Source organism: Kitasatospora sp. NPDC088160 (assembly GCF_044741445.1).
GTDB lineage: Bacteria > Actinomycetota > Actinomycetes > Streptomycetales > Streptomycetaceae > Kitasatospora.
This window is the reverse complement of sequence record NZ_JBIUSS010000018.1, coordinates 194,369-219,769: the sequence shown is the minus strand read 5'-3', so window position 1 is coordinate 219,769 and position 25,401 is coordinate 194,369. Positions and strand designations below refer to the sequence as shown.

The 25,401-nt window shown below is 70.5% G+C and carries 28 protein-coding genes and 1 pseudogene; 15 read left to right on the top strand and 14 right to left on the bottom strand.

Translation table 11 applies throughout. The annotated features are described in order from the left end of the window. Positions 1-27: 27 nt before the first annotated feature. From ACIOGZ_RS27230 to ACIOGZ_RS27215, 4 genes and pseudogenes are all read right to left on the bottom strand, one after another. Positions 28-702 (bottom strand): aspartate/glutamate racemase family protein, encoded by a 675-nt coding sequence (locus tag ACIOGZ_RS27230; protein ID WP_400987744.1) that lies wholly within the window; start codon positions 700-702, stop codon positions 28-30. Continuing rightward, a complete protein-coding gene (locus ACIOGZ_RS27225; protein WP_400987742.1) occupies positions 699-1,526 on the bottom strand; it encodes a hydroxypyruvate isomerase family protein in 828 nt (275 codons plus the stop codon). The genes ACIOGZ_RS27230 and ACIOGZ_RS27225 overlap by 4 nt, the downstream gene beginning before the upstream one ends. Continuing rightward, a complete protein-coding gene (locus ACIOGZ_RS27220) occupies positions 1,493-2,455 on the bottom strand; it encodes a phosphoglycerate dehydrogenase (protein ID WP_400987740.1) in 963 nt (320 codons plus the stop codon). The genes ACIOGZ_RS27225 and ACIOGZ_RS27220 overlap by 34 nt, the downstream gene beginning before the upstream one ends. Positions 2,456-2,671: 216 nt before the next feature. Next, positions 2,672-3,472 (bottom strand): annotated as a pseudogene (locus ACIOGZ_RS27215) (Gfo/Idh/MocA family protein); the annotation flags it as partial. Positions 3,473-3,615: 143 nt separating this feature from the next. On the opposite strand from ACIOGZ_RS27215, the gene ACIOGZ_RS27210 reads away from it, so the two are divergent. From ACIOGZ_RS27210 to ACIOGZ_RS27175, 8 genes are all read left to right on the top strand, one after another. Next, positions 3,616-5,052: a helix-turn-helix transcriptional regulator gene (locus ACIOGZ_RS27210; protein WP_400987738.1), complete on the top strand. Its 1,437-nt coding sequence runs from the start codon at positions 3,616-3,618 to the stop codon at positions 5,050-5,052. A 171-nt stretch (positions 5,053-5,223) separates the two neighbouring features. After that, entirely contained in the window at positions 5,224-5,715 is a 492-nt protein-coding gene (locus ACIOGZ_RS27205) for a winged helix-turn-helix domain-containing protein (protein WP_363633324.1), read from the top strand. A 41-nt stretch (positions 5,716-5,756) separates the two neighbouring features. Next, the gene (locus ACIOGZ_RS27200) at positions 5,757-6,239 is read left to right on the top strand and encodes an NUDIX domain-containing protein (RefSeq protein ID WP_400987736.1); all 483 of its coding nucleotides are present in this window, start codon (positions 5,757-5,759) and stop codon (positions 6,237-6,239) included. A 151-nt stretch (positions 6,240-6,390) separates the two neighbouring features. Beyond that, the gene (locus ACIOGZ_RS27195; RefSeq protein ID WP_400987734.1) at positions 6,391-6,867 is read left to right on the top strand and encodes a GNAT family N-acetyltransferase; all 477 of its coding nucleotides are present in this window, start codon (positions 6,391-6,393) and stop codon (positions 6,865-6,867) included. Beyond that, positions 6,864-7,376, top strand: a complete 513-nt coding sequence (locus tag ACIOGZ_RS27190) for an HIT family protein (protein ID WP_400987732.1) — start codon at positions 6,864-6,866, stop codon at positions 7,374-7,376. The genes ACIOGZ_RS27195 and ACIOGZ_RS27190 overlap by 4 nt, the downstream gene beginning before the upstream one ends. Positions 7,377-7,378: 2 nt before the next feature. After that, positions 7,379-7,744 carry an NUDIX domain-containing protein gene (locus tag ACIOGZ_RS27185; protein WP_400987730.1) on the top strand — a complete coding sequence of 122 codons (366 nt, stop codon included), beginning with the start codon at positions 7,379-7,381 and terminating at the stop codon, positions 7,742-7,744. A 423-nt stretch (positions 7,745-8,167) separates the two neighbouring features. Next, entirely contained in the window at positions 8,168-8,950 is a 783-nt protein-coding gene (locus ACIOGZ_RS27180; RefSeq protein WP_400987764.1) for a PIG-L deacetylase family protein, read from the top strand. Between the two features lie 366 nt (positions 8,951-9,316). Beyond that, positions 9,317-10,015 (top strand): transposase, encoded by a 699-nt coding sequence (locus ACIOGZ_RS27175; RefSeq protein ID WP_400987728.1) that lies wholly within the window; start codon positions 9,317-9,319, stop codon positions 10,013-10,015. A 1,157-nt stretch (positions 10,016-11,172) separates the two neighbouring features. On the opposite strand, the gene ACIOGZ_RS27170 is transcribed toward ACIOGZ_RS27175, so the two are convergent. The 5 genes from ACIOGZ_RS27170 to ACIOGZ_RS27150 all read right to left on the bottom strand — a co-directional run bounded on the left by ACIOGZ_RS27170 (position 11,173) and on the right by ACIOGZ_RS27150 (position 15,509). Further along, positions 11,173-12,504, bottom strand: coding sequence for a hypothetical protein (locus ACIOGZ_RS27170; RefSeq protein ID WP_363588966.1), 1,332 nt, complete (start codon positions 12,502-12,504; stop codon positions 11,173-11,175). Positions 12,505-12,562: 58 nt separating this feature from the next. Then, positions 12,563-12,745, bottom strand: coding sequence for a hypothetical protein (locus ACIOGZ_RS27165; protein WP_363588965.1), 183 nt, complete (start codon positions 12,743-12,745; stop codon positions 12,563-12,565). Positions 12,746-13,175: 430 nt separating this feature from the next. Continuing rightward, the gene (locus ACIOGZ_RS27160; RefSeq protein ID WP_363588963.1) at positions 13,176-13,373 is read right to left on the bottom strand and encodes a hypothetical protein; all 198 of its coding nucleotides are present in this window, start codon (positions 13,371-13,373) and stop codon (positions 13,176-13,178) included. An 86-nt stretch (positions 13,374-13,459) separates the two neighbouring features. Beyond that, positions 13,460-15,142 carry a hypothetical protein gene (locus ACIOGZ_RS27155; RefSeq protein WP_400987726.1) on the bottom strand — a complete coding sequence of 561 codons (1,683 nt, stop codon included), beginning with the start codon at positions 15,140-15,142 and terminating at the stop codon, positions 13,460-13,462. Then, the gene (locus ACIOGZ_RS27150) at positions 15,132-15,509 is read right to left on the bottom strand and encodes a hypothetical protein (RefSeq protein WP_363588957.1); all 378 of its coding nucleotides are present in this window, start codon (positions 15,507-15,509) and stop codon (positions 15,132-15,134) included. Before ACIOGZ_RS27150 ends, ACIOGZ_RS27155 begins: the two co-directional genes overlap by 11 nt. Positions 15,510-15,639: 130 nt before the next feature. On the opposite strand from ACIOGZ_RS27150, the gene ACIOGZ_RS27145 reads away from it, so the two are divergent. Further along, positions 15,640-15,999 carry a hypothetical protein gene (locus ACIOGZ_RS27145; RefSeq protein ID WP_363588955.1) on the top strand — a complete coding sequence of 120 codons (360 nt, stop codon included), beginning with the start codon at positions 15,640-15,642 and terminating at the stop codon, positions 15,997-15,999. 9 nt (positions 16,000-16,008) lie between these two features. Here the strand turns inward: ACIOGZ_RS27145 and ACIOGZ_RS27140 are convergent. Then, positions 16,009-16,805, bottom strand: a protein-coding gene (locus ACIOGZ_RS27140; protein WP_400987762.1) for an IS5 family transposase whose coding sequence is annotated in 2 segments (ribosomal slippage) — positions 16,009-16,469 and positions 16,469-16,805 — 798 coding nt in all. Because the reading frame shifts where the segments join, the coding sequence is not laid out codon by codon here. A 133-nt stretch (positions 16,806-16,938) separates the two neighbouring features. On the opposite strand from ACIOGZ_RS27140, the gene ACIOGZ_RS27135 reads away from it, so the two are divergent. After that, positions 16,939-17,124, top strand: a complete 186-nt coding sequence (locus tag ACIOGZ_RS27135; protein WP_363588953.1) for a hypothetical protein — start codon at positions 16,939-16,941, stop codon at positions 17,122-17,124. A gap of 344 nt (positions 17,125-17,468) precedes the next feature. Here ACIOGZ_RS27135 and ACIOGZ_RS27130 read toward each other — a convergent pair whose 3' ends face one another. Next, on the bottom strand, positions 17,469-17,948 hold the full coding sequence (locus ACIOGZ_RS27130; protein ID WP_400987724.1) for a hypothetical protein: 480 nt from the start codon (positions 17,946-17,948) through the stop codon (positions 17,469-17,471). A 240-nt stretch (positions 17,949-18,188) separates the two neighbouring features. On the opposite strand from ACIOGZ_RS27130, the gene ACIOGZ_RS27125 reads away from it, so the two are divergent. Next, positions 18,189-18,479, top strand: coding sequence for a hypothetical protein (locus ACIOGZ_RS27125; RefSeq protein ID WP_400812494.1), 291 nt, complete (start codon positions 18,189-18,191; stop codon positions 18,477-18,479). A gap of 212 nt (positions 18,480-18,691) precedes the next feature. Here ACIOGZ_RS27125 and ACIOGZ_RS27120 read toward each other — a convergent pair whose 3' ends face one another. Further along, positions 18,692-19,414, bottom strand: coding sequence for a hypothetical protein (locus ACIOGZ_RS27120; protein WP_400987722.1), 723 nt, complete (start codon positions 19,412-19,414; stop codon positions 18,692-18,694). Then, positions 19,411-19,644, bottom strand: coding sequence for a hypothetical protein (locus ACIOGZ_RS27115; RefSeq protein ID WP_363588945.1), 234 nt, complete (start codon positions 19,642-19,644; stop codon positions 19,411-19,413). The genes ACIOGZ_RS27120 and ACIOGZ_RS27115 overlap by 4 nt, the downstream gene beginning before the upstream one ends. Positions 19,645-20,352: 708 nt before the next feature. On the opposite strand from ACIOGZ_RS27115, the gene ACIOGZ_RS27110 reads away from it, so the two are divergent. From ACIOGZ_RS27110 to ACIOGZ_RS27100, 3 genes are all read left to right on the top strand, one after another. Then, positions 20,353-20,508 (top strand): hypothetical protein, encoded by a 156-nt coding sequence (locus ACIOGZ_RS27110; RefSeq protein ID WP_331742852.1) that lies wholly within the window; start codon positions 20,353-20,355, stop codon positions 20,506-20,508. A gap of 165 nt (positions 20,509-20,673) precedes the next feature. Further along, on the top strand, positions 20,674-21,906 hold the full coding sequence (locus ACIOGZ_RS27105) for a JmjC domain-containing protein (protein WP_363588943.1): 1,233 nt from the start codon (positions 20,674-20,676) through the stop codon (positions 21,904-21,906). A 185-nt stretch (positions 21,907-22,091) separates the two neighbouring features. Then, positions 22,092-23,816 (top strand): ABC transporter ATP-binding protein, encoded by a 1,725-nt coding sequence (locus ACIOGZ_RS27100; RefSeq protein ID WP_363588968.1) that lies wholly within the window; start codon positions 22,092-22,094, stop codon positions 23,814-23,816. 31 nt (positions 23,817-23,847) lie between these two features. Here the strand turns inward: ACIOGZ_RS27100 and ACIOGZ_RS27095 are convergent, their stop codons facing one another. Further along, on the bottom strand, positions 23,848-24,366 hold the full coding sequence (locus tag ACIOGZ_RS27095) for a GNAT family N-acetyltransferase (protein ID WP_363588941.1): 519 nt from the start codon (positions 24,364-24,366) through the stop codon (positions 23,848-23,850). A gap of 64 nt (positions 24,367-24,430) precedes the next feature. Between ACIOGZ_RS27095 and ACIOGZ_RS27090 the strand changes: the two genes are divergently transcribed. Continuing rightward, entirely contained in the window at positions 24,431-25,054 is a 624-nt protein-coding gene (locus tag ACIOGZ_RS27090) for a TetR/AcrR family transcriptional regulator (RefSeq protein WP_400987720.1), read from the top strand. Positions 25,055-25,401: the final 347 nt, after the last annotated feature.

The window sequence follows — 25,401 nt, the reverse complement described above, 5'->3', positions numbered from 1 at the left end:
TTGACTACAGGATTTAGCAGGCGGGTTTCAAGGGCCTGACAGCAACGTGCGCAGGACGCTCGCGGCACTCGCCGGACCGGACACCACCGGCATCTCCAGGGCCGCCGCGAGAGCGCGGGCCGCGGGGGCGAGCGAGTACTGGGCAAGGAAGACCGCGTCGGCGTCCGCGATCGCCGCGGACACGCCCTCCACCAGCACCGACACCAGCCGGTCACGCTCTCCCGCGGCCGTCACCGCCTTGGCCTCCGGCACGACCAGACCCGACACCTCGACCCCCGGTGCCGGTGCGGACGAGGCCAGTACCGTGCGAAGCCGGTCCACCGAGTCCCGCAACGCCGCCTCGAACGAGGCCACCACCAGGACGTGCCGGAGCCCGCCGGCGGCGATCTGCTCGAACGCCGCCTGGTCCGGTGCCAGCACCGGCACGGCGACCCCGCCGGCGGCCTCCTGCGCCACCACCCCGTACAGCGAACAGGTCAGCAGAACCGCGTCGGCGCCCCCGCGCACCGCGTGTTCGATGAGCCGGTGCATCCGCGCCCGCAGCGTCGCGGTCAGACCGCCCTGTTCGTCGGCGTCCGACAGCAGCCGGTCGTCCAGCAGGTGCCAGACCTCGGCCTCGGGGAAGCCCTCACGCAGCGCCTCGGCCGCCGGCGCCATCGCCGTGGGTACGGCACTGATCAGCGCGATCCGGGGCGCGGTCACGCCGCCGCTCCCCGGAACCGCCGCACCCAGTCCAGCCCCGCCACGGTCTCACCGGCCGGCGCGTATTCGCAGCCGATCCAGCCCGGGTATCCGGATTCGGCGACGGCCCGCAGCACGGCCCGCCAGCCGATCTCTCCCGTCCCCGGCTCGTGCCGGCCCGGCGGGTCGGCGACCTGAAGGTGCCACACCCGTTCCTGGAAACGCCGGTAGGTGCGGATCAGATCGCCCTCGTCGATCTGCAGATGGTAGAAATCGAGCAACAACCCGACCTGATCCCCGCCGACCGCCTCCGCCACCGCGGCCGCCTGTTCCTGGGACTGCAGAACGAAGCCGGGGCAGTCCCGCTTGTTCTGCGCCTCCAGAACGATCCGGACTCCGGCCTCCCTGGCCTGTTCCGCGGCCCAGGCGATGTTGGCGACGTAGCACGCGAACGCCCGATCCCGACCGACCCCGTCGGGCACGATCCCACCGACGACGTGCAGCAGCTCGCAGTCCAGCGCGGTCGCGTATTCCAGACCGCGCTCGACACCGGCCCGGAACTCGCCGTCCAGGCCGGGGATGCAGGCCAGTCCCGACCGGGTCGGCGTTCCGGGCGCGCCCATGGGCGTGTTGATCAGCACCTGGGTCAGCCCCGCGTCACGCAGCCGACGCCGAAGGACGGGAGCGGCGTAGCCGTAGGGCGAGGGGAACTCCACTCCGGCGAAGCCGGCGGCTGCGGCCGCGTCGAAGCGCGCCTCGAACTCCAGCTCGGTGAAAAGCCACTTGAGGTTGGCGTCGAAACGAAACGTCGTCACCTTCCGTCCGCCTCCGGCCGCCGCGTGCACGCCGCTGCGTGAGCGGCCGACCCCGGGTTGACGGTGTGTTCGGAACGTCCACCCCGTAGCACCGTCACGACCGACCGGGCGGCCATCATCCCGGAGCGGGCACGTGACTCCACCGTGGCGGCTCCGATGTGTGCCGTCACCAGCACGTTGTCGAAGGAGCGCAACGGGCTGTCGGACGGCAGCGGCTCCTTCTCCACGGTGTCCAGCGCGGCGCCGGCCAGCCTGCCGGAGGCGAGCGCGTCCGCGAGGGCGCTCTCGTCGACGACGCCGCCGCGCGCCGCGTTGACCACGAAGGCACCCCGTTTCATCCGGGCGAATGCCTTTGCGTCCAGCAGGTGGTGGGTCTGCCGGCTGAGGAACAGGTGCAGACTGACGAAGTCGGACTCGGCCAGCAACTGCTCCAGGTCGAGCACGCGAATGCCGTGCTCGGTCGCGTAGTCCCGGTCGACGGCCGGGTCGTAGGCGACGACGCGCATGCCGAAGCTCTGCGCCAAGCGGGCCACGAGTCTGCCGATCGCGCCCAGACCGACGATGCCGAGCGTGGCACCGGCCAACTCGCGTCCGCCGGCCTGGTCCCACCCGCCCGCACGGACCGATGCGACGTTCTGCGGGATCCTGCGGGCCAGGCTGAGGAGCAGCCCCATGGTGTGCTCGGCCACGGACTGGCGGTTGACTCCCGGGGTCGGGCAGACGGCGACACCGTGTGCGGTCGCCGCCGCCAGGTCGATGTTGTCGTAGCCGACCCCGGTACGCCCGATCACCTTCAACCGGGGCGCCGCCTCGAACAGCTCCGCGCCGAAGGGGTCGGTGCCGGCCACGATCGCGTCGACGGAACCCACCAACTCCGGCAAGGACGCGCCGCCGCGGGCCCGGTCCCCGACCGAACCGTGCACGACGTCGAGCCCGGCCGCGGCGAGGTGGCGGTGCACGGCGTCCCCCGGTCGCAACCAGCCCGTGGTCACCAGGACGCGCCCGTGGAGTGGAGCTGCGTGCTGCGCTGCCCGGTCCGTCACCTCTGTCGGCTCTCCCGGCCCCGTCGGCTCTATGGGCTCTGTCGGTTCTGTCGGCTCTCCGGCCAAGACCGTCCTACCTCTCCGGCCGTTACGGCCTCTCCATCGACCTATCGGGTCGCGACAAATAAAATACTATAGCGATGCGGCCGATACTAGACCCCTGCGTGTGCAGCAGCTTTTCGGCGGTGGTCCTGCCCTCCCCCGCCCAGTCAACGGCCGCGGGCGGCCGGGTCCTGGGCGGCGACGTGTCGGGCGACGGCGTCCACGCCGGGGCGGGCGCACCGCTCCAGGGAGCGGACAGAGGCGTGCCGGGAGCGGGCCGGCAGCATCGGCGTGCTGGTGCCGTTCTCCGCGCACGGTGCCGTACAGGTCGTTGTCGTAGCCGAGCTGGATGACGGCGGTGTCCTCGGCGTCGTACCCGCCGTCGGGCAGCGCGGCGGTCGAGAAGTCGGCCATGATCCGGTTGGGCATCCCGAAGTACCACAGCAGCAGGTCGACGATGTGGTAGCCCATGTCGATGACGCAGCCGCCGCCGGCCTGGCTGACGTCTCCGCGCCAGCCCGCGCCGGGGTCGTCGGTGTGGAAGGTGTACTGGCCGTCGATGAGGAATGGGGTGCCGATCTGGTCCAGGAGCTGGACCACGGACGCGTGGAGCGGGTTGAAGCGCCGTTGGAGCGTGGCCATCAGCTCCACCTGGGCCTGCTGGCAGATCGAGGCGAGCTCGCGCGCCTTGGGCAGGGAGGTCGCGAACGGCTTCTCCTTGAGGACGTGCACGCCTCGGACGGCGCACTCCTCGATCACGGCCCGGCCGGCGTGGTGCGGGACCGCGACGATGACGAAGTCCAGCGCCACGGTGTCCAGCAGGTCGGCGGCCCGGGTGAAGCCCGGGACGTGGTGCGTGTCCTGCTGGGCCCGCAGGGCGTCCGGGTCGCTGTCGCAGACCGCGCGACCAACTCGGCCCGGTTGGAGGCGAGCAGGCCGGGAAGGTGGTCTTCGAGTGCCTGGTGTCCGAGGCCGATGACCGCCGCGCGTCGTTTCATGGGCTGACTTCTTCCGCTTCGTGAGGGAACTTGTCGATGCGTGTCGAGTACAGCGCCAACTCCGCTTCCCTGGACAGGCATTGTCTGTATTCCCGGGGTTGTCCCGCGCTCGCGCGCAGTAGCCTGTCCGTCACTGTCGATGATGGAATTGGCCCCGTGGACGACCCGATCCGGCACCCCCTCGCCTACGCCCGTGAACTGCGCGGGTGGTCACAGAGCGACCTCGTCGTGTTCCTCGACCGGGCCGCCCGCAAGCACGGGCTCCGCTCCGGCGCGGACAAGACGGCCGTCAGCCGGTGGGAGAACTGGCGCAAGCAGCCGAACCTGCACTCCCAGATCCTGATCGCGGAAGCCTTCGACGTTCCGATCGCCGACATGGAGCTGTTCGGGTGGCCCGATTGGCTGCCCGGCCGCGAGGTTCCGCTGCCACTGGGATCGGCGTACACCGTCCAAGCACTTCGAGATGCACAGAGAGCCGCCATGGACCGCCGCAGCTTCATGACCTTCAGCGCCGTCTCGCTGGCCGGCCTCGCCGCCCAGTGGGCCACGATCGAGCCCGATCGCCTGACTTCCGCCCTCGACGGCAGGACAGCCGTGGACCCCGGGCTCGTGGACTGGCTGGAGCAAACCAGCGCGAAGCTGACGACCCTGCCCACCGAACAGCGCCAGCACACGATCAAGCTGACGGACGCTCATCTCGCGACCGTCACCGACCTGATCGAGGGCGGCGGCCACGCCGAGCCCGTCGCCAAGCGGCTGCACCTCCTGGCCGCGTCACTGGCCACCACCTGCGGCTGGTACCGCTTCGACCAGGGCAAGCACTTCGCCGCGGGAAAGCTCTGGGCAGGAGCCTTGCAAGCCGCCGACGCCGCAGGTGACCGCGACTTCAGCGCCGGTGTGCTCTCCGACTTCGCCTACCAGTCGAACTGGATCGGCCAACCGAACATCTCGGTGGACCAGCTCGGCCACGCACTGTCCGGTACCAAGCACCCCACCGCCCGGTCGCTGCTGTTCCTCCGGCGGGCCAGGGCCCACGCCGCGCTCGGCGAACGCTCCGCGTGCTACCGCGACCTGTCCGACGCCGAGACCGCACTGTCGACGCGGGCTAGCGACCCCGCGCCGGGCTGGTGCGCGTGGATGCGCCCTGCGGACCTCGCGGTCGACTCCGGCCAGTGCCTGCTCGATCTCGGCCGGGCCGACGAGGCGCGGGTCAGGATGGCCGAGGGCCTGGCCCTCCTGCCCAAGGCCCGGGACAAGACGCGTGGCATCTTCCTGACCTACCAGGCCAAGGGCTTCCTGCAATCCAACGACGTCGAGCAGGCTCTCGCCGTCACCACCGAATCCCTCGATCTGGCCACCCGCATCGGCGCCGAGCGGTGTGTCAGCCTGGTCCGCGAGCTCGCGCCGGCGTTCAAGCCGTACCGCCAGGTTGACGGCGTCGCCGATCTCATCGAGCGCGTCCGGGCTGCGTGACGGATGCCCAGATCAGAGTCGCGGTGATCAGCGGCCCGGAGAGGATGATCCCGGAGAGGATGATCCGAGCCGCCGTCGCCAGGAGGCTGCCAAGCGCCAGTCTGCGAAGCCCGGACCCATGCGGGTCGCGGGGCCGGGCTTCGCGCCGATATCAGCGAGAAGTGCTGCTGGGTGGAGGACCAGGTGTGGACGGCTGCGCGGGTGGCCATGCTGATCAGGCGTAAGTTCCACGTCTCGTACAGCGTCTCGGGCGCCACGAGGCCGATGCACAGGCTCGGCTTCAGTCCGCAGGTCCCCGCACGCAAAGTGGCCGAGCGCGACTTCACCGCTCTGGTCGACGGCGTCCACCACCTCGCCAAAGCACCGATCGTGCTGGTCCGGGACCGCCTGAACACCCACATCTCCCACGCCATCGGCGAGTTGATCGCCGAGCGTGACCGGCTGACGGTCTTCCTCCTTCCCGCCCACTCGCCCGACCTCAACCCCGTGGAGTGGGTCTGGGCACACGTCAAGCACAGCCTCGCCAACCTTGCCGTGGTCGCCCTCGACCGACTCGAAACCCTCGTCCGCAACCGACTCAAGCGACTCCAGTACCGACCCGACACACCCGACGGATTCATAGCCGGCACCGGCCTGACCCTCGACACCCCAACATCACCCTGACGAGCCGAAGTCAGTGATCAAGAGTCCTTGGAGGTAGTGCTGTGGAAAGCCTGCGACAGGCGGTGGCCGTCATCGTCCACGACCGGAGTGGCGGCCGGGTCACGACGATCAACTACGCGACGAACAGCTGGAGCACGACGCCGGTGTGGACGATCCCCGGCGGCAAGGTCGAGGTCGGCGAGCGCCTGGACGAGGCCGCCGCCCGTGAACTGGCGGAGGAGACGGGGCTGGAAGTCGACCCGTGCGACCTGCGACTGGTCCACACGATCCAGGTCCGCCAGGGCTGGGACGGCAAGGGCCCCTTCCTGCTGTCGGTCTTCCTCGCCACCGCCTGGCAGGGCGAGTTGACGAACACCGAGCCCGGTAAACACCTCGCCGTGGTGTGGTCGCCCGAGGGCGGGCTGCCGCTGCCGATGTTCCCGTCCTCCCACGCCGCCCTGTCCGCGTACCTGTCCGGTGGCCGCGGGTTCTCCACCCACGGCTGGGCCGAGGGCGCCGACCCCCGCGACCTGGTCCAGGACTGAGGAAGGCACCGCCACCCTTCCCCACCAACCGGATCCCGTACGCCTACCGCGCCGTGCACCGGCCCGACGGCGGCACCGACCGACACCTCGTCCGCCCCGGCCTCCCCCGACAACCACCCGAGTGACCACCGAACCCCGGAGGCAGTCCCGCATGACCGGATCCCCCGTACGCCCCGCCGGCCCCGAGGACGCCGACGAACTGCTGCGCCTGCGCGTCGCGGTGCTCGACGGCGCCCGGCTGACCGACGACTGGCGCACCACCTTCCGCGACGACATGCGCGAACGGCTCGGCACCGACCCGAACCTGCTCGCCTACGTCGTCCCCTCCGACGACGGCACGCTGGCCTCCTGCGCCATCGGCATCGTCTACCGCGGCTACCGGGGCCCCACCCACCCCACCGGCAGGTGGGCCCGGATCCACACCGTGGCCACCGACCCGGCCCACCGACGCCGCGGGCACGCCCGCGCCGTCACCACCGCCCTGGTCCAGGCACTCCGGCACAGCGGCTGCGGATCGATCGAGCTGCGTGCCACCGAAACCGGAGCCCCGCTCTACCGCACCCTCGGATTCGACCCCGTCGACGGCTACATGGCGCTGCGCCCCGGCTCGGAAGGCTGGATGCGGTGACCGCCTTCGACCTCGACGCCTACAACGAGCGGGCCCGCAACGGCCCCTGCTTCATCTGCTCGATGCTCGCCGGTGAGCCCGGGTACGAACACCGGATCGTCCTGGACGACGGCGTCCACGTCGCCTTCCTCGACCGCTACCCCACCCTGCCGGGCAAGCTCCTCGTCGCCCCGCGCGCCCACGTCGAGGACACCGTCAGCGGCTTCACCGAGGACCAGTACCTCGCCCTGCAACTGGTCGTGCACCGCGTGGCGACCGCGCTCGCCGCGACCGTCCCCACCGAACGCCTCTACCTGCTGAGCCTGGGCAGCCAGCAGGGCAACGCCCACGTCCACTGGCACATCGCCGCCCTACCGCCCGGCATCCCGTACGAGCAGCAGCAGTTCCACGCGCTGATGACCGAGGGCGCGGGCCTCCTGCCCGACGACCCCGGCCGGGCCGAACGCCTCGCCGCCGACCTGCGCACCCGGCTAGGCCACCCCGGCCGTCACGGCCAGGAAGGAGCCTGACCATGGTCTTCGTCCCGCCCGAGCGGTTCGTCCCCACCCTGCCGCACGGCATCTCCTACGCCGGCGTCTTCCTGACCGACCGCCACGACCGGCCGCTCCTGCTCACCTCCGCCCACCACCCGGGCGAATACCACTACCCCGGCGGCCTCCTCGACAACGACGAGGACCCGTGGACATGCGCACTGCGCGAGACCGCCGAGGAGATCGGCTTCGTCCCCGCCGCCCACGACGACGCCCCCCGCCCCCTGATGCTCTCCTTCACCCCGCCGGAACCACCGTGGCCCTGGAGGATCGGCGTCACCTTCGACGGCGGCCGCCTCACCGACAAGGAACTCGAACGCATCTCCCCCGGACCCCGCCGAACATGACCGCACCCGCCGCCGATGCCACCCGACCACGCACCCGAAACGGAGCAGCCGATGACCACCTGGGACGAGATGTCCGCCGCCGCAGGCGAAGTACGCGACCTCTACGACGAGATCAACCGGCGGAAGCTGGGTCGCACCTGGGGCCTGTCGGACTTCGTCCTCGGATTCACCGGCGACGTCGGCGACCTCGCGAAACTGGTCATGGCCCACCAGGGCCACCGCGCCGACGTGGCCGCGAGCACCGGGGCCATCGGCCACGAGCTGTCCGACTGCCTGTTCTCGCTCATGGTCATCGCCCAGGAGACCGGCGTCGACCTCGCAGGCCGCTTCACCACCGACATGGCCACCCTCGCCGCCCGCCTCCGCCCCGGGCAGCCGTCACCAGCCACTCACCCTGCGCCCGCCGAACAAGGAGGACCTGCCATGCCACCCCTGCCGCCCCTGCCACCCCTGCCGTCCCTGCTCGCCGTGCTCGCACACCCGGACGACGAATCGCTCCTCGTCGGCGGCACCCTCGCCCAGCACGCCGCGTCCGGCGTCCGGACGGCCGTCGTCACCGCCACCTGGGCCGAGGACAGCCACCGCGCCGCCGAACTCGCCGACGCCCTGGACATCCTGGGCGCCGGCGCGCCGAGGATGCTCGGCTACGCCGACGCCCGCGTCCCGCAATCCGCTCCCGGTCGGCCGCGGCTGTGCGACGCGCCCATCGACCGCCTGGTCGAGGACATCGTGCGGCACATCCGCGCGGTTCGGCCCGACATCGTGCTGACCCACGACGCCTACGGGCAACTGACCGGCCACCCGGACCACCGGCAGACCCACCGGGCGACCCTGCTGGCCATCGCCGCCTCCGGACTCGAACACCTCTACCCGGACGCCGGGGAGCCCTGGCGGCCCGCCGCCGTCCACATGGCCACCCACCCCCACTCGGCGATCGCCGACCTCGGGCCGCTCCTGAGCCGGGTCGGCAAATCCGTGCTGAGCGTCCCGGACATCCTGGCCGACGTGACATGCGATGTACGCCAGTGGCTGGACCAGAAGTGGGCCGCGATCACGGCCCACCGCAGCCAGGTCGAGGGAGAGCGCCCGCTCCCCGGAATCCTGACCCGCCTGCCCGAGGACGTCAGGTACCGGATCCTCGGAACCGAGCACTACACGTCACTCACCGCGCCACCCCGGCACTCCCCGGCTGGATCATCGGCCTGACGGACCGACAGACGCCTGGACGCAGCTGATTCGAGTAACCGCCCGCCCCACCGGACGGACGACACCGGGCCAGCGCCGGCAGAATGGCACCGGTACGGGCGGTGCCCGCGCTCTGAGCAGGCGAGGCCCGCCGTGAACCCCGCTGCCAGAGGGCCGGTTCGTCACCGCGAGCCGCACCCGGGCGGTTCCCGCCGCGGCGGCCGCGCGCGCACCCGAGGGCCCCGGTGCGGGCATCGGCCCGGTCAGCCCGGTCCGAACACATGCCATCCTGCGAAGTGCGCAGCGGGAGAGCGATTTTACCGGTGGTTTGTTGACATGGGGCCAGGTCGGCAGTATCGGTGAGGAGAGTCTTTCGGGGGTGCTGCCATGACCGCGCGCGTACCTTGTCCACCGGCTCCCGGGCCCCTCGAGGGGTACGCGGCCAGGTTCGACGACCTCTTCAGCTCACTCGCCCAGCGGCGAGGATTCCGCGAGTACCTGACCGGTCTGCTACTGCCGCGGGACCGGAACAAGACGCTCACGGCCCTGGCCGGGGCCGAGCCGGTGGCCGGGGCTCAGCATCCGGCGGTGCAGCGGCTTCAGTTCTTCCTGTCGGAGTCGACGTGGAAGTTCGAGCAGGTCAACGCCCGTCGGCTCGAGCTGTTGCTGGCCGATCCGGCCACCGCGCCACACGGCCAGGGCGTGTTGGTGATCGACGACTCCGGAAACCGCAAGGACGGCACGGCCACCGCCCATGTCGGGCGGCAGTGGCCGGGCCGGCTCGGGAAGACGGACAACGCCGTCGTCACGGTAACCACGCTCTGGGCGGATGAGCGCCTCTACTATCCGCTACACGCGGTGCCCTACACCCCGGCCCACCACTTCCCGAGGAAGCGCAACGACCCCGACTTTCACACCAAGCCGCAGCTCGCCACCGACCTTGCCGGCCAGGCCCAGCGGGCCGGGGTCACGTTCCGGGCGGTGGTGGCGGACTGCGGCTACGGCGACCACGACGAGTTCCGACACACCCTGCGCGAGGCCGGCCTGCCGTTCGTCATGGCCCTCAAGCCCCGCCGCGGTACCTGAGCCTACAGGGACCAAGCGCACACCCCGGTCGAAGCGGCACACGCCCTGACCTGGACAGATCCCGAGCACCCAGGCGAGTGGACGCCGGTTGTCCGCACCTTCCGCGACGGGCACACCGAGACCTGGTGGGCCGCCGACGCCCGCCTCGGAGCATGGGGACCCGACGGGTGGACCCGCCTGGTGGTGGCCACCGCAGACCCAGGCACCCTGCCGGACAAAGCCACCTGGTATCTGGCCACCGACCTGCCCCGACCCGGCTCACCCCGCACCGCCGACAGTCCCCACCCGCCCGCCGGCCTGGCCGAGCTCGTCCGGCTCTACGGCCTGCGGCACTGGATCGAGCAAAGCCACAAGCAGGTCAAGGACGAACTAGGCCGGGCCGACTTCCAGGTCCGCTCCGACACAGCGATCCGCCGCCACCAGACCCTCGTGAACTGCGCATTCTCCTTCTGCTGGGACGCCTGGTTCGCCGAAGAAACCACAGCACAGGACCAGGCCCAGCCAGCCGAAACCGCAGACTGGTCAGAGAGGGGGCACACCCGTGTCCCACCAGCCCCAGCAACCCAGTTGGCCCCGGGCCATCCGAGCAATCCGGGCCTGGCTCGACCCCTGGCACACCCTCCAACGCTACTGGCACGCCTGGTCGCAAACGCCCCCGCCACCCGAACTCCAAGCCCTCATCACCTCGTTGGCCACCGGCCGAGCCCTTGATCTCTACTTACGGGTTTAACAAACCACCGGTAAGCCACCCGGCGCCAGCACCAAACCCGCTGCCGCGAGGAAGTCCTCAAGGCTGATGACACCGCCGTCGGTGCCGTCGTCCCATTCGACGAGGAGCCCCGAGAGGCCCTCGTTCCAAGAGTCCGGCGTGTCGGCATCATCCTCAGGCCCAGGATGCCACTCGACGCAGCCCTCACCATGCCGGTATCGGAGATACAGGTACTGGCCGTCTGCCGTCCAGGCATCCCACTGCGACGGGTAGGCAGAACATGGCTGCGTAGTTGCGGACCGAGAGCACCTGTTGGTGCGAGATGGCAGCACAAGGCGATGGTTGGAGCCCCGAGTGTCGATGAGAAGTGGCAGCGGTTCTGGCGCGTCGGGGGCGCGAGAATGTCCCAACGTGCCGCGCCACCCCGACGGGTGGCGCGGCACCCCAGTCAGGACGGATCGTCCTCCGTGGCCGTGGTGATGACGGTGGGCGGGATGCTGTCGGGCAGTGGTGTCCGTTCGCCTCCGTCCTCCTCGGTGAAGGCGCGCACGCCGGCCCCGCCGGGGAACTCGCCGGTCACGTAGTGGTCGGTGCGGAAGCCGAGCGAGGCCCGGGGGCCGAGTTCGGTGCCGTCCGCGCGGACCGGGACGAGTTGGTGGTGCTCCATCCACAGGCAACCGGAACTGCGCGGCGGCACGGCCAGCCCGTACGTCCTGGTCACCTCGTTCATCACGGTCACGCTCCGGCGCCTCTCGTAGCCCAGTTCGACGGTCGCCGACACCGAGTACGTGGTGGTTCCGGAGACGCCCATGCCGAAGGGCTTCGCGGACACCTCGATGCCGACCGCCACGCCAACGCTGATGCCGGTGGTGACGTTGAAGGCGGTGCTGTCCTCCCGGCTGACACCGGTGGTGACGGCCTCCGACTGCTCCTGCTGCACCGTCCCGTTGCGGTTGTCGCGGAACAGGGCGACGTCGAAGCGCCGGAGGCGGCGGATCCGGTAGAACGGCGAGTTGCGGATCTGCCAGTGCGCGTCGCGGACCGGGTCCTCGACCATGAAGTACGGCACGGTGACCGTGCGGTCGGTCACCGTCGTCTGCGCGGGCGGCCGGTCGAACGAGGTCAGGCGTGGCACACCCGGCCCGGGACGCCTCTCCACGACCGCCGGCAGGTCCAGCACCCAACCGGTCGGCGTCGACGACGGCCGGTCGGCCGTGAACACCGCCGTGAATCCCCCAGGCGGCACCAACAGCCGCTCCTCGGTGTCCTGGTTCGACTGCTGTGGCGCCACGACCGACCACAGCCGCATGTTCCCGCTCTCCAGCAACCTGTCGCCGAACTCGCCCCGTCGGACGTACAAGCGCCCGTTGTGCTCCCGTTTGACGCACACCACCGGGAAAGAACCAAAATCGGGATGTGGAGCGTTGGTGGCGACGATGTCGCCGAGGGCGATGTAGCCGTCCGGGGGGACGGGCCGCCAGATCCCGACGGAGACATCCTGGGGCAGGTCGCCGATCCGGTCGTAGCGCACGGGTGGCCGGAGCATGCTCCGGTCCGCCGAAAGGTCCCGCAGGAGCAGTGCGGCACCGTCCCGGGGGAGGCCGCCGGCGGTGAGGGGCGGCCCGAAGTGGTGCGCAGCGCGACCCCAGCCGTCGCGCATGGGCTCGTTCGCGGCGTAGATCGCGGAGTCGTGCCGGACGCCAGGCATGACGTTGGGCCAGACCCGGCGGATGTCCGGAGTGAAGCGCAGTTCTAGATCACCGTAGCGTTGGGTGGTCACACGGACCTCTCTCCTCGCTCAGAACCGTCACCTGACCCTAGGCCCTCCCTCCCGCCCTTCAGGAAGGGAAGAACAGGCCATGTGCGAGTCGGCCACCGGCCGTCTCCCGGCCCGCCGCCGCTGGGGGCGGCGTACCCAGGAACCCGACGCGGTACTTGCGCTGCAACGCGCGGCCGGACAGGCCCGCGCGAGCATCACGGCGGATCGCCGCGTACAGATCGACCTTGGACTTCGGCAGCACCAGGGACCCCTCGTCGTGCAGAGCACAACCATGGCCCCGAGGCAAGCACCCGAGTGCTCTCAAAACTCGGTACTCACGTACAAAGCCACAGAACACGTCTGCACAACCCGAATCAGCTTCCGAACCTCATCCGTATCCATCCGACGATGGTCGCGCAGCAGCAGATCTCTGGCAATCGGCTTCAGGCCGCCGCCACAGGCGCCCCAAGCAGCAGCCAGAGCACGCCATCAATGATCGGCCGGACAGCTCCTAGAGGGCGGGCTGTCACTCGCCAGTGTCGTACGGGTCGCGCAGAGGCCGTCGGGCGTTGAACAGCACAAGGGCGTGGAGGATCAGGCCCAGGGCCCCGATCTGGTCCTCCACGCCGTCTCAAGTCCACCGTGGTGGACTTGAGACGGAAGCCGACGAAGCGGGTGGAGGGCCTGGCCAGCTACCGGGGCAGCTTCGCGGTGCGCTCCGGGTAAGCGGTTCCGACGTAGCGCATGGCGGTGTCTTCGGTGATGCCGAAGAGCCGCATGAGCTTGAGCGGGTCGCCGGTGGCGAAGGCTTCGTCGAGGATCCGGTCCTGCCGGAGCCTGTCGAGGGTCTGCCCCTTGGGCAGGACCCCCTGCATGGTGATCCGGTGCACGGCCGGGTGGTCCGGATCGAGGGCGGTCTTCTGGGTGACCAGCAGGTGGGGATTGACGCTGGTGGGCCAGCGCTGGTGGCGGTAGGTCAGCCAGTCGGCGGCAAGGCGGTGGTGAGCCCCTCCAGGTAGAGGGTGTGCCGCCGCAGGCCGCGGCGCAGTTCGAGGGTGCTGCGGGCGAGGTTGAGGTCGGCGGTGAGTGCGGTGCGGATCTCTGAGGCGGGGACTGCGTGGATGGCGGCCAGGGCGATGGCGAGGCGTGCGAACGGGGTGGCGGCCTGGTCGAGCACGCCAGCCAGCAGGTCGGAGGGGACCGGACGTGGAAGGCCGGTCACGTCGCCCACGGGCAGGTGGCGGGCCAGGTCGCGGAAGACCAATCGCTCGCGCTTGAGCGCCCGGAACAGGCTGCGCAGTGCGATGGCGAGCTGGCGTCGGGCGGTACCGCCGAGGCTGTCCAGCGCGTCCTGGAGGTGGTCCGCGGTGACTTCCCGAAGGGTCGTCATGCCGCCCGCCGTCCACGCGGTGAGGACCGGCCGCAGGTAGCCCCGGTAGCTGCGGATGCTCTCCCAGCTACGCGGTTCGTTCTCCCGGGGACCCCGGCCGCGCAGCACCTGCGCCCATGCGCCGACCTCCTCAGCGACGGGTCGCGGCAGTGTGGCCAGCACCCTCTCGATCCAGACCAGGTCGCGGTCGCGGTGCATCCCGGGATCGTCGACGAGCAGGCCGCGAGCGCGCAGGAACTGGCAGACGGGCTTGGCCGCGAGGTGCTCGTCCAGGCGGGCCAGGTCGTGGACGTCCCGCTCGTGGAAGGCGTTCTCGACTCCGAGCCAGTAGGCCAGGATCGTGAGGGTGCGGATGTTCTTGCGGAAGCCCGACTCCTTCTGGTCGCGGCGAAGCTCGGCGAAGTCCTCCACCAGCGCGGTGGCCGCACCGGTCAGCGGCAGTTCGCCCCAGGGCCGACTGCGCAGCCGGGCCAGCACCGGGGACCAGTCGCGGCGCATCGTGAACAGGGCCTCCTGCCCCCGGCAGAGCGTCGTCGCGGGCGTCGCGTCCACGGGCACCGGCCAGTGCTCGCCGGCCTTCGGCTGCGGGCCCGGTCCGCCCGGGCCGGTAGGCAGGTGGATCACCAACTGCGTGGCGGCAGGCACGCTCAGGTCGTCGCGGTGAGGGTGGCAGGCGCGGCAGTGGCCGGCGCCCAGCGCAAGCCCTTCGCGGCGGCAGCGCGCGCACTGTCCCGGCTGCCGGTGGCGGCGTCTGCTCCAGTTCCGGCACGGGTCGCAGCGAAATGCCGCGTGCTCACCCCCGGGCATCCAGGTGTTGCAGTCGCGGCACGAGCGCGGTGCGAGCCGCGGGTCGGGAAGGGACTCGTCGGCCAGCAGGCCGGCGCCCAGGAGGACCAGGCAGGCCACGTCGGCGAACTTCGGCAGCTCCCTCAGCAGCCGCCCTGAGGTGGGCTTGGCGCCTTCGGCCTCGCGCACCGCCAGGGCGAGCCGGACCATCTCGGCGACCTGGCAGCGCCAGGCGTTGCTCATGCGGCGCTCGGCCACCAACGCCAGCAGCGCCGGTTCGGCCCGGTCCCAGCCGGACAACTGCCGGACGGCGATGGCGCGGGCCGTATCGCGAGTGAGGGTGCGCGCCATGGTGAACAGGGGAATCTGGCCCCACGCCTGCGGCTCCAGCACGGCCGACTGGTCGGGCCCGACCGTGCGCTGCCTGTTCAGCTTGCGCTTCCACCCGGAGTTCACCCAGCGCCCGCCGCCCTCAAAGCGCACGATCTTGCGGGCCTGGGCCGCGTAGCGGTGTGTGCCGACGATGAGCTGGAGCGGGCGCGGCCGGGCACCCGGGACGCCCAGGGCCCAGGGATGAGAGCTGCCATGGCACCGTGCCGTAGTACTCGCAGACCTCGATCACCGGCTTGATCAGCCCGTCCAGGGTCTTCGGCTCCAGGCCGGCCGCGTCGCGTGCCCACTGGTACTCGGACAGGGTGTCGAGGAAGAAGCTCTCCTCGTCCTGCACCGAGATCCGGGCCTGGCGCCGCCGCTGGAGCGTGACAACGTCCGCCAGGCCGGACTCGACCGAGACCGCCGCCGGGTCGACCGGGACGGCCGAGTCCGGGGCGGGCCGCACGAGCGTCAGCACGCGAGTTTCGGAATCTGCCACGAGCCAGCAAATTATGGGACACACTGACAGATTCTGCGAGTTACCGCTGGAATCTCACACGATCGAGCGACGCCCCGGTAACCCCGCTCCTACCTGCTGAGATGCCGCGATGGTGCTCGCGAGCAGCCAGCGGGAACCCGCTCGTACTCCACTAGGCCTGCACCTCGGCGGTCGCTTCTCCCTAGACGGCGACGACTCCCCAATCCCGGACTACTACCGCGGCTCCAGCACGAGCGTCCTCAAGCAGCTCGCCACCCTCCTCGGCACCGGCGGGCCCGGCCTTTCCGACGAGGCCCTGCCGCGCGTGCAGGCGTGGTGGACCTGGCGTCTGGCCGCCGTGACGAGCGCGACCGAGCCGGACGGGCGCACCGAGCTGATCGACACCCTCCCGGCCCTAGCCGCCAGCGGCCGCTTCCCAGACGAGTGGATCCTCCAGCAGTTCCACGTCCTGCTGGACGCCAGCGGCTAAGAAGTCATCTCATTTGGGGATCCTCCGGAGGCAAATGAGGGCTGCGGCGATGCTGGCGAAGGCGGCGAAGTGGTCGGCCTTGCGTTCGTAGCGGCGGTGCAGTCGACGGAAGCCGCCGAGCCAGGCGACGGTGCGCTCGATGACCCAACGGTGGCGGCCGAGGCTTTGGGAGGACTCGACGCCTCGGCGGGCGATGCGGGCGGGGATCTGGCGTCGTCGCAGGTAGGAGCGGATGAAGCGGTGGTCATAGGCTTTGTCGCCGTGCAGCTTGCCGGGCCTGCGTCGCCTCGGTCCGCGCCGCGAGCGGATCGGCGGGATCGCATCGACGAGCGGGATCAGGGCCTGGCTGTCATGGACGTTGGCTCCGGAGATCGCCAGCGACAGAGGCAAACCGGTACGTTCCGTCAGCAAGTGGATCTTCGACCCGTACTTGCCCCGATCGACAGGATTCGGACCCGTCAACTCCCCTTTTTCAGAGCCCGCATGTTCACCGAGTCGATGGCGCACCGCGACCAGTCCAAGTCGCCCCGCGCGCCGAGCTCGTCCAGGACGACCCGGTGGAGCTTGGCCCACACTCGAGCGCTGCTCCACTCGGTGAAGCGGCGATGGGCGGTGGGCCCGGACGGACCGAAGCAGGGCGGCAGTTGCGCCCAGGTGCATCCCGAGGTGGCCACGAACACGATCGCCGCCAGCACTTCGCGGTCCCCGTATCGGCGTCGGCCACCGCCCTGCGGCCGACTCGGCGCCGCCGGCACCACCAACTGGAACAGCTCCCACAGCTCATCCGGCACCAAGCGCTCCACGATCGTCACGCGAGCAGCCTACAAGGCCAAATGAGATCACTTCTAACTGCGCACCGACTCCACGACGTTCACCTACCTCACTCGCGCCGCCGACGCCCACACCGAGCAGGTCCTGCTCCTCCTCAAAGACTGGATCATGACCCTCGGCCCCTACGACCAGACGCCCCGCTACCGGGAAGCCGACATCCGCACTCTGCTGCGCACCGGTCTGGCCGATCCGAAGTGGGCCCAGTTGGCGGAAGAGATCATCAACCGCGCAGCGACCCGAGGGCACAGCCAGTTCCGCGGGCTCCTCCAGGCATCTGGAGACGCCAGCGAGTAGGCCGCTGAACCTGAGCGGGAGGACGGTTGAGACCGGCGGTCGGGCCAAGCCAGTACCCACGGCGGTGCGAGCGTGGTCTCGACGTCGACCTGGATGTCGCCTGGGAGCACACGCTCACCGTGATCCCGTAAGGACCGAGTTCCCGCCCCGGATCTGGCTGAACGGTCGGGGCTGCGAGCCCCGGGCGTACCGCGTCTGGGCGCGCAGGACGCCGGGCGGCCTACGCGGCATCGCCCTTTCTGAGGGAGGTCATGGGCTCACCCTGCCACGCCGCGTGCCGACGCGCTCCCGGGTTTCCCGGCCGGGAAACCCGGGAGCGTGGACTGCGGACTACTGGCTACGGGCTACGGGTTGGGGATGCTGCAGTTGCTGTCCTGTGGGCCCGCCAGGGAGGCGCCGTTGGAGTAGTCGTGCTGGGTGCTGTAGGCGGGGCAGATCTGGTCGAGCGACGCGATGGCCGTCCAGATGTCCGGGGAAGTGACGTGGATGTTGACGTAGCCGTAGACGTCCTTGCTGCTCTGGTCCCCGATGGTCGCCTGACCGGTGTAGCCGTTGCTCGCCATCAGGTACACCTTGACCTGGGAGCCGTTTCCCTGGAAGCCGCCGGACCACTGAAAGTGGGCGATCGCCGTCCGGCTACAGCTGTCGTACTGCTGCTCGACCTGGCCGACGTAGACGCCATTGTTGTAGATGTTGCCCGGGAGGCCTTGGTCGCTCACCCCGCAGGCGAGACGCGGAGCCGGGGCGGCCGAGGCGTCGGTGCTCATCGTGAGCGCGACGGTCGTCGCGAGGGTGACCGTGGCGACGGCGTGGCGAATACGCATTGGGTGTTCCCCCTGGAGTCGGTCCCACGGCCGGAGCGGCCGGGGTTCGAGGGGAGCGTAGGCAGGCGCCGAGGAGGCGACGTAGGCACGTTCAGGCCAAAGCCCTTAGTTGGGCCGCTAGTTGAGAGGGATTTACCACTCCGCTGGCGGACGGATGACGGGAGTTGGGATCCCGGCCACCCGCCCGTCGTGTAGCCCTACGCCCCGGCGGGGCGGGTGAAGCCGTAGGAGCGCTCGACCTTGGCAACGCGGAGGGAGCAGGCGGGCCCGGACGGCCTGGGCCTGGCGTGGGAGCGGCGCTGGCGATCGTTCCCGCAGCTGCTGGTGGTCCTGGCCGGCGTGGCGGCGGCCGGGGTTCGCGGCGCGGTGGCGGACCTGTGGCTGACCGCCGAGGAGAACCCGGCCACCGCCGAGCTGCTCACCGCCGAGCCGCCGCAGCGCGCGAGGTCGAGGTGGGAGCCGCAGCAGGGACTGCTGCGGTCCGGTCAAGGTCGTAGCGCACGGCGCGGGTGCGCAGAGCGGGCCTGGTGATGCCGCGCAGGGCGTCATGGTAGGCGTGCTCGATGAAATGCCAGCCGCGGAGGACGAGGCGGTGGTCGAGTTCGCGGTGGCGCTGGAGGAACTACTGGTAGAAGACACTGTTCCGGGAAGAGACGGTCATGGTGACCTGTTGTCCGTCGACGACACGCAGGCCGCCGTAGACCCGGGTCTTCTCCGGGCCGCGGCTGCAGTCCAGCTCAGCCTTACGGGACCTTCGTCACCGCGACGCCGTTGACGAACACCGTGACGTCCTGCCGCGCCCGGCGCAGGATCTGCAGGACGTCGGGGGGCATCGGCCCGGACCAGGTGACGGAGACGACTTGGCGCTCCTCGTCGACGGTGACAGACGGAGCCGGGCCGGTCTGGTGGTGCTCGTGGGCGAGTTGCCGGACGAAGTCGCCGAAAGGCACAACGGGGGGCGGGTCGGGCAGGGTGAGCGGCTGGTGGGTGTTGTGGACGACGATCTGGCCAGGGAAGGCCTCCTCGAAGGCATGCTGGGCCCTGGCCTGGTCGCCGATGACGCCCGCGCGCACCCGGTGGTCGGGCATCTGGTCGACCATGTAGACGGTGAAACCGTCGCCCCGGACGGTGCGGGCGTAGCGGTCGGCTCCGGGGTGCGCACGGTTGCCTTGTTCGATGCCGGGATCGAGGTGACAGGTGTGGAGGGTGACGTGGCGTCCGGTGGCTTTCTGGAGTTCGCGGCTGGCCTTCTGGTGGTCGCCGATGATGTCCGCGTCCAGGCCTTCGGCGGTGAGGCCGATGTTGCAGACGTGGTAAGTGTTGCCGCCCATGCGGGAGGCCAGGGTGAGGATTTCGTCGTCGCCGGGGTGGGTGGTGGCGGCGGCGAGCATGGTGATGGTGGCGCCGATGCCGACGGCGACCGCGGTGGCGGTGGCGGTGAACAGGGTTCTGGTAGTACGCCTCATGCGAGTGAGATCCCGAACTTGTTGGTGATGGCGCCGATCGGCGCGTAGGAGACCCCCGAGTAGCAGGTCGGCTTCCAGCCGGCGGCGGTGTCGGTGCCCCACTTGCAGGCGACGGGCTCTCCGGCGGATCCGACGATGATGCCCTTGGCGGCCGAACAGCGTCGCCCACCGGGTAGGGGGCAAGGACAATCGGTGTCGGCACTCCGGCCGACCGACTGACGGATCGCCACAAACACACTCTGTCAAACGGGTTCGGCACCCGACGCCGCCGCGGTGGACGTCTCCGGCCAGGAGGCGTCCACCGCGGGCGGCGGGGCAGGACCAGCGCGACGATCTCCTCCCTGGGGCCGGCTGCCACGGACGAGACGACGTCACCCAGGAGCGCGCTGCCTCCGCTGCCGCCACACTGCGGTGGACGCCGTCCGGCCGGAACACGATCACCGCTTCGGCCGGACGGCGCGCGGGAAGCCGGGCGTAGTACGCCAGTTGTAGATCGCGACCTTGCCCATTGGCGGCCCCCAAGGGCCAGTCGGGACACCAAGCTGCCCGTCCCGTTGGTGACAGGGCGAAGCCATTCTGCGGGGTGCCCCGTACCAGCAGGATGGTGATCACCGGCGCGGGGCGAGGACGACTCCCCTGGACGAACGCCGTGCCGACGGGGTTCGCGGTAGGTAGAGGCTCCGTATCCGGACCCGCCCGTACCGCGCCGATGCTCCGCCGCGCACAGCCGGGCGGACGACAACCGGCCTGCTCGCAGGATCGTCCGGAGTCCGGCCGGGCTCGGCGCGGACAACCTCGGATCCCGCTCTTCCCCCTCTGTTGTCCGCGGCCACCTCGGGTTGTCCGCCACTCACCTGGGCCTTCACGCCCTCCTGTAGACGGACAATCACTGCGGATCCCACGCTGGAGATTCCACCGGCTCTCAGAAGGGAGTTCCTTTGACACACAGCCTCGACCCGGCCGACATCGTCGTCGTGCGCGCTCCGGACGTGGAAACGGCCATCACGCCCGATGACATCAGCTTCGGGCCCGCGGACGACAACAACAACAACGACTCCGGTCATAAGGACTTTTTCATCGACGACACCGACTGACCTCGCCTGAGCAGAGCCCGCCCGAGAAGTCTCACGGGCCGGGGAGGGGCCGCGCTCCCGGCGCGCCCCCTCCCCGAAGGACAGCAAGAACGCCAAGGAAGACATGGCTGCCGGTTACCGCGTCAGCAGAGCCGGCCGACCTCTGTTAGGAGACACGAGATCTCGATGACTTCTCTGACGGACCGGGTGGGGGCCGAGCCCGAAGACGGGCCTTCCTTCGGCCTCTCCCGCCTTCTCCACCCGGTCTCCCTTCCGACGTTCCGCGACGAGTACTGGGAGCGGCGGCCACTGCACATCCCGAGGAACGACCCCGAGCACTTCGCGGATCTCCTGACGCTCGACGACGTGGACCGGGTGCTGGGCCAGTCCGGTCCGGACTTCGGGAACGTCCGGGTCATCCGCGAGGGCAAGGAGACCCCGGTGTCCGAGCTGGGCGCCCCCGGCCGCAACATGACCGCCAGCCGGCTGGAGGCGCTGTACGAGCGGTACCGGTCCGGCTCGACCGTCATCCTGAACGCCCTCGAACGCCGCTGGGAGCCGTTGGCGCGCTTCACCTCGATGCTGAGCGCCGAGGTCAACGCCAGGTTCCAGGTGAACGTGTACCTCACCCCCGGCGGGCAGGCCCGCGGATTCGACCCGCACTACGACAGCCACGACGTGATCGTGATGCAGGCGTACGGCAGCAAGCGCTGGCGGCTGTACGGGGCACCGTACGCGCTGCCGTTGGAGGGTCAGAGGTACGACCACTCCGGCGAGGTGCCGGAGGTCGAGGAGGAGTTCGACCTCCAGCCGGGCAGCCTCCTCTACCTGCCCCGTGGCACCATCCACGCCGCGACGTCCAACGACGCCGCGTCGATGCACCTCACCTTCGGTGTCCACCCGGTCCTTATACCCGCGCTGATCAGCGACGCGGTCCGGGAGGTCTTCGAGGGGGACGAGCGGTTCCGCAGGAGCATGCCCATCGGATTCGCCAACGACAAGCACCTCCAGGAGCAGGCCGAGGACGTCTTCGCCGAGCTGATCGATGCGCTCGCCGCCCGGCTCTCGCCCCAGGAGATGACGGCCAGGGCCGTGAAGCAGACGACCTCGCTCGCTCCGGTGACGCTCCGCGGTCACCTGGGCGACCTGGAGAGCCTGCCGCGGCTGAACCTCGACACCCGGGTGCGGCGTCGTCCGGGTCTGCGGTGGAGCGTGGCACTCGGCGAGGAGGTCGTCGAGCTCGAGTTCCACAGCAAGACCATCCAGCTGCCGGTCCACGTGGCCGATGAAGTCAGGTTCGTGACGGAGAGCGACGGTCAGGGGTTCACCGCCGGCTCGATCCCCGGTGGCCTGGACCAGCCGGGCTGCCTGCTGCTCGTGCGCACGCTGGTCCGCGAAGGATTCCTCACCCTGTCCTGACGGACGGACGGGTGCCGGGCCGGGCCGGGCGGCGTCGGCCGGTCCGGCATGACCACTCACGCGGATCCGTCAGGTGCCCCGGCCCGCGGGCCGGGGCACCTGACGGACGCGTCCGACGGAGAGAAGGGAGGAGCCCCGTGGCCGGAGAACGGAAGAACAGGCGGCACGCTCCACTGGTCAGAGCCATGGGCCTGTTCGTGCCGCACCGGCTCCGGCTCGGCGCCGTGCTGCTGCTGGTCGCGGCCGGATCGCTGGCCGCGATCGCACCGCCGTTCATGCTGCGGCAGATCTTCGACGTCGCGCTGCCCCAGGGCCGGCTCGGACTGCTGACCGGGCTGGCCGCCGGGATGCTCGCCCTGGTGGTGGCCAGCACGTCCGCCGGAGTGCTCCAGGCCTACCTGTTGGTCACGCTGGGGCAGCGGGTGATGGACGACCTGCGCACCGCGGTCTACACGCATCTGCAGCGGATGTCCCTGTCCTTCTTCACGGCGACCCGCACGGGCGAGGTGCAGTCCCGGATCGCCAATGACATCGGAGCCATGCAGTCGACGGTGACCGGCGCGGCCGCCACGATCGTCGCCAGTGCCACCACGGTGGTGGCCACGTTGCTGGCGATGCTCTCCCTGAACTGGCAGTTGACGGCGGTGTCCCTGGGGGTGCTCCCGTTCTTCGTCGGGATCAGCCGCAGGGTCGGCGCGGAGCGGCGCGGGATCGTCGAGCAGCAACAGAGCCTGCTCGCCGTGATGTTCAGCCTGATCGAGGAGTCGCTGTCGGTCAGCGGCTTCCTGTTGGGCCGCACGATGGGGCGCACCGACACGCTCGTCAAGGAGTTCGCTGGGCGGTCGCGGGACCTCGCCGATCTGACCGTCCGGTCCTCGATGGCCGGACGATGGCGCCAGTCCATCATCTCGATCATCGTGGCCGCGATGCCGATAGCGTTCTACTGGACGGCCGGAATCGTCGGTGGGTACGGTGGCCCGACCATATCCGTGGGTACCGTCGTCGCGTTCACCGCTCTCCAACAGGGCCTCTTCGGGCCGGTCATGACCCTGTTGCAGACCGGCATCGGCATCCAGAGCTCCATGGTCCTGTTCGACCGGGTCTTCGAGTACCTGGACCTCGAGGTCGACGTCGCGGAGCCCAGGGATCCCGTTCCGCTCACCGGGCGCCACGGACACGTCCGCTTCGAGCAGGTGAGCTTCTCCTACCCCGCTTCGGGGCCCGTCCTCCGGGGGGTCGACTTCGATCTGCCGGCCGGTGAGAAGCTGGCGGTCATCGGCGCCACCGGCGCGGGCAAGACCACCCTCGGCCATCTGGTTCCGCGTCTCTACGACGTCACGGGCGGACGGATCACCATCGACGGCGTCGACATCCGTGACCTCAGCTTCGCCACCCTTGCCGAGACGGTCGGCATCGTCCTGCAGGACACCCACCTCTTCCACACGACCGTGGCCGACAACCTGCGGTTCGCCAAGCCCGGAGCGACCGCGAGTGAGCTGGCGGCCGCCGCCGAAGCCGCTCAGATCCATGAACTGATCGAAAGCCTGCCGAAGGGGTACGAGACGATCGTGGGCGAGCGCGGGTACCGGTTCTCCGGCGGCGAGAAACAGCGCCTGGCGATCGCCCGGACCATGCTGAGGAATCCGCCGGTCCTCGTCCTGGACGAGGCCACCAGCGCACTGGACACGATCACCGAGAAGGCGGTCCAGCGAGCGCTGGAGGCGCTCTCCGCGGGCCGCACCACGATCACGATCGCCCACCGGTTGTCCACGGTCCGGCATGCCGACCGGATCATCGTTCTGGACGGCGGCCGGGTCGTCGAGTCGGGCACGCACGCGGACCTTCTCGCCCGCGCCGGACGGTACGCGGAGCTCTGCCGGGCGAGCGGCTCCCTCGGCCCGAAGCCCTGAAGGACGGAAGTCGCCTACGCCAGACGCCCGCTCAGAGCCGCAGGTCCATCCGCTGCTCGACCGTGTCCAGGCCGAACTTGCGGGCGGAACGGGAGACGGTGAGCTCGAAACCGGCCTTCGCGTACAGGTGGTGGGCGGCGTCGAGGCCCGCGATGGTCCAGAGCAGCACGCCCTCGTACGCACGGGCGCGGGCCTCGTCCAGGGCGGTCTCCAGCAGCCGGCCGCCCAGGCCCCGGCCCCGGGCGACCGGGTCGAGGAGCACCCACCGCAGCTGGCCCCAGCCCGGGCGTTCGTCCGCCCGGACGAGGCCGGTGGCGCCGACCACGCGGCCGTCGAGCTCGGCGACCCACAGACGACCGGGCGCCGCACCGCCCTCGCGGGCCCGGGCGAGGACCAACTCGGCCATCCCGGCGGCGACATAGGCCTCCATGGTCTCGTCCGTGCCGTACTCGCGGGCGTAGAGGACACCGTGCAGGGCGGCGACGGTGCCGAGGTCTCCGGGGCGGACGGCCTCGCGGACGGTCGCGAATCCGGGTGCGGTGGCGGCCATGGTGGCATCCCTTCCAGGAGGGCACTTCCACTGAAACAGTCGTTTCAGTGGAACGATAGACCACGTGTCCACCCCCACCCCCGCAGATGCGCGCTCCCGCCCGTCGCGGCGCCGCGAGGAGATCCTCGCCGCGACCGTCCGCTACGTCGCCGAGCACAACGTGTCCGACCTCTCGCTGCGCCCGCTGGCGGCCGAGATCGGCTCCAGCCCGCGGGTGCTGCTGTACCTGTTCGGGTCGAAGGAGCAGTTGGTCCGGGAGGTCCTGGCGGTCGGCCGGGCCGAGCAACTCGCGCTGCTGGAGCGCTCCGAGACCGAGGGCGGCGACGCCCGCGAGACCCTCGAACTGCTCTGGGAGTGGCTGACGAAGCCCGAGCATCGGGGCGCGCTACGCCTGTTCTTCGAGGGGTACGTCCGCGCCTTCGGCGGCTCCGGGCCCTGGCTGGACTTCGGCACCGTCTCGCTGGACGAGTGGCTGCCGCCCCTGGAACGCGCCCTGGACGGCACCGGCGCGAATCCCACCGTGGTGCTGGCCGTCCTCCGCGGCCTGCTGCTGGACCTCCTCGCCAACGGCGACGGCGACGGCGACGGGAGCGGGGGCGGGAGCGAGGACGGCAACGACGGTGGCGGGAACCACGCCGCCCGCGTCCACGCCGCCTGGCACGCCTTCCTCGACGCCGCCCTCGGCTGACGCCCGGCAGCCGGCCCGCGCCGCACCCGAAGGCCGCGCGCTCGCCACCTGCCAGCGGCGCCTGAGGACCTGGCGCCTGGTCGCCACTCACGCGGACAGGCCGAAGAGGACACCGGCGGAGTCCAGGCAGGGGCCTGCGTCATGGACAAGGGCGACGCCTCGTGTTCGTGTGCCGGCGCCCGCGTCCTGGCGGTGCCCTGCCCATGTGCGGGCGGGGGTCTGGCGGTCGCGCTTTCTGCGGTGCCGTGGTTGCCGGGCACGGCTACTGTGCCGTTCATGTCTGACGATCTGCGGGACTTCCACCCGCGTGCTGAATCCGCCGCGGCCGTTGGGCGGTTGGCCGATCC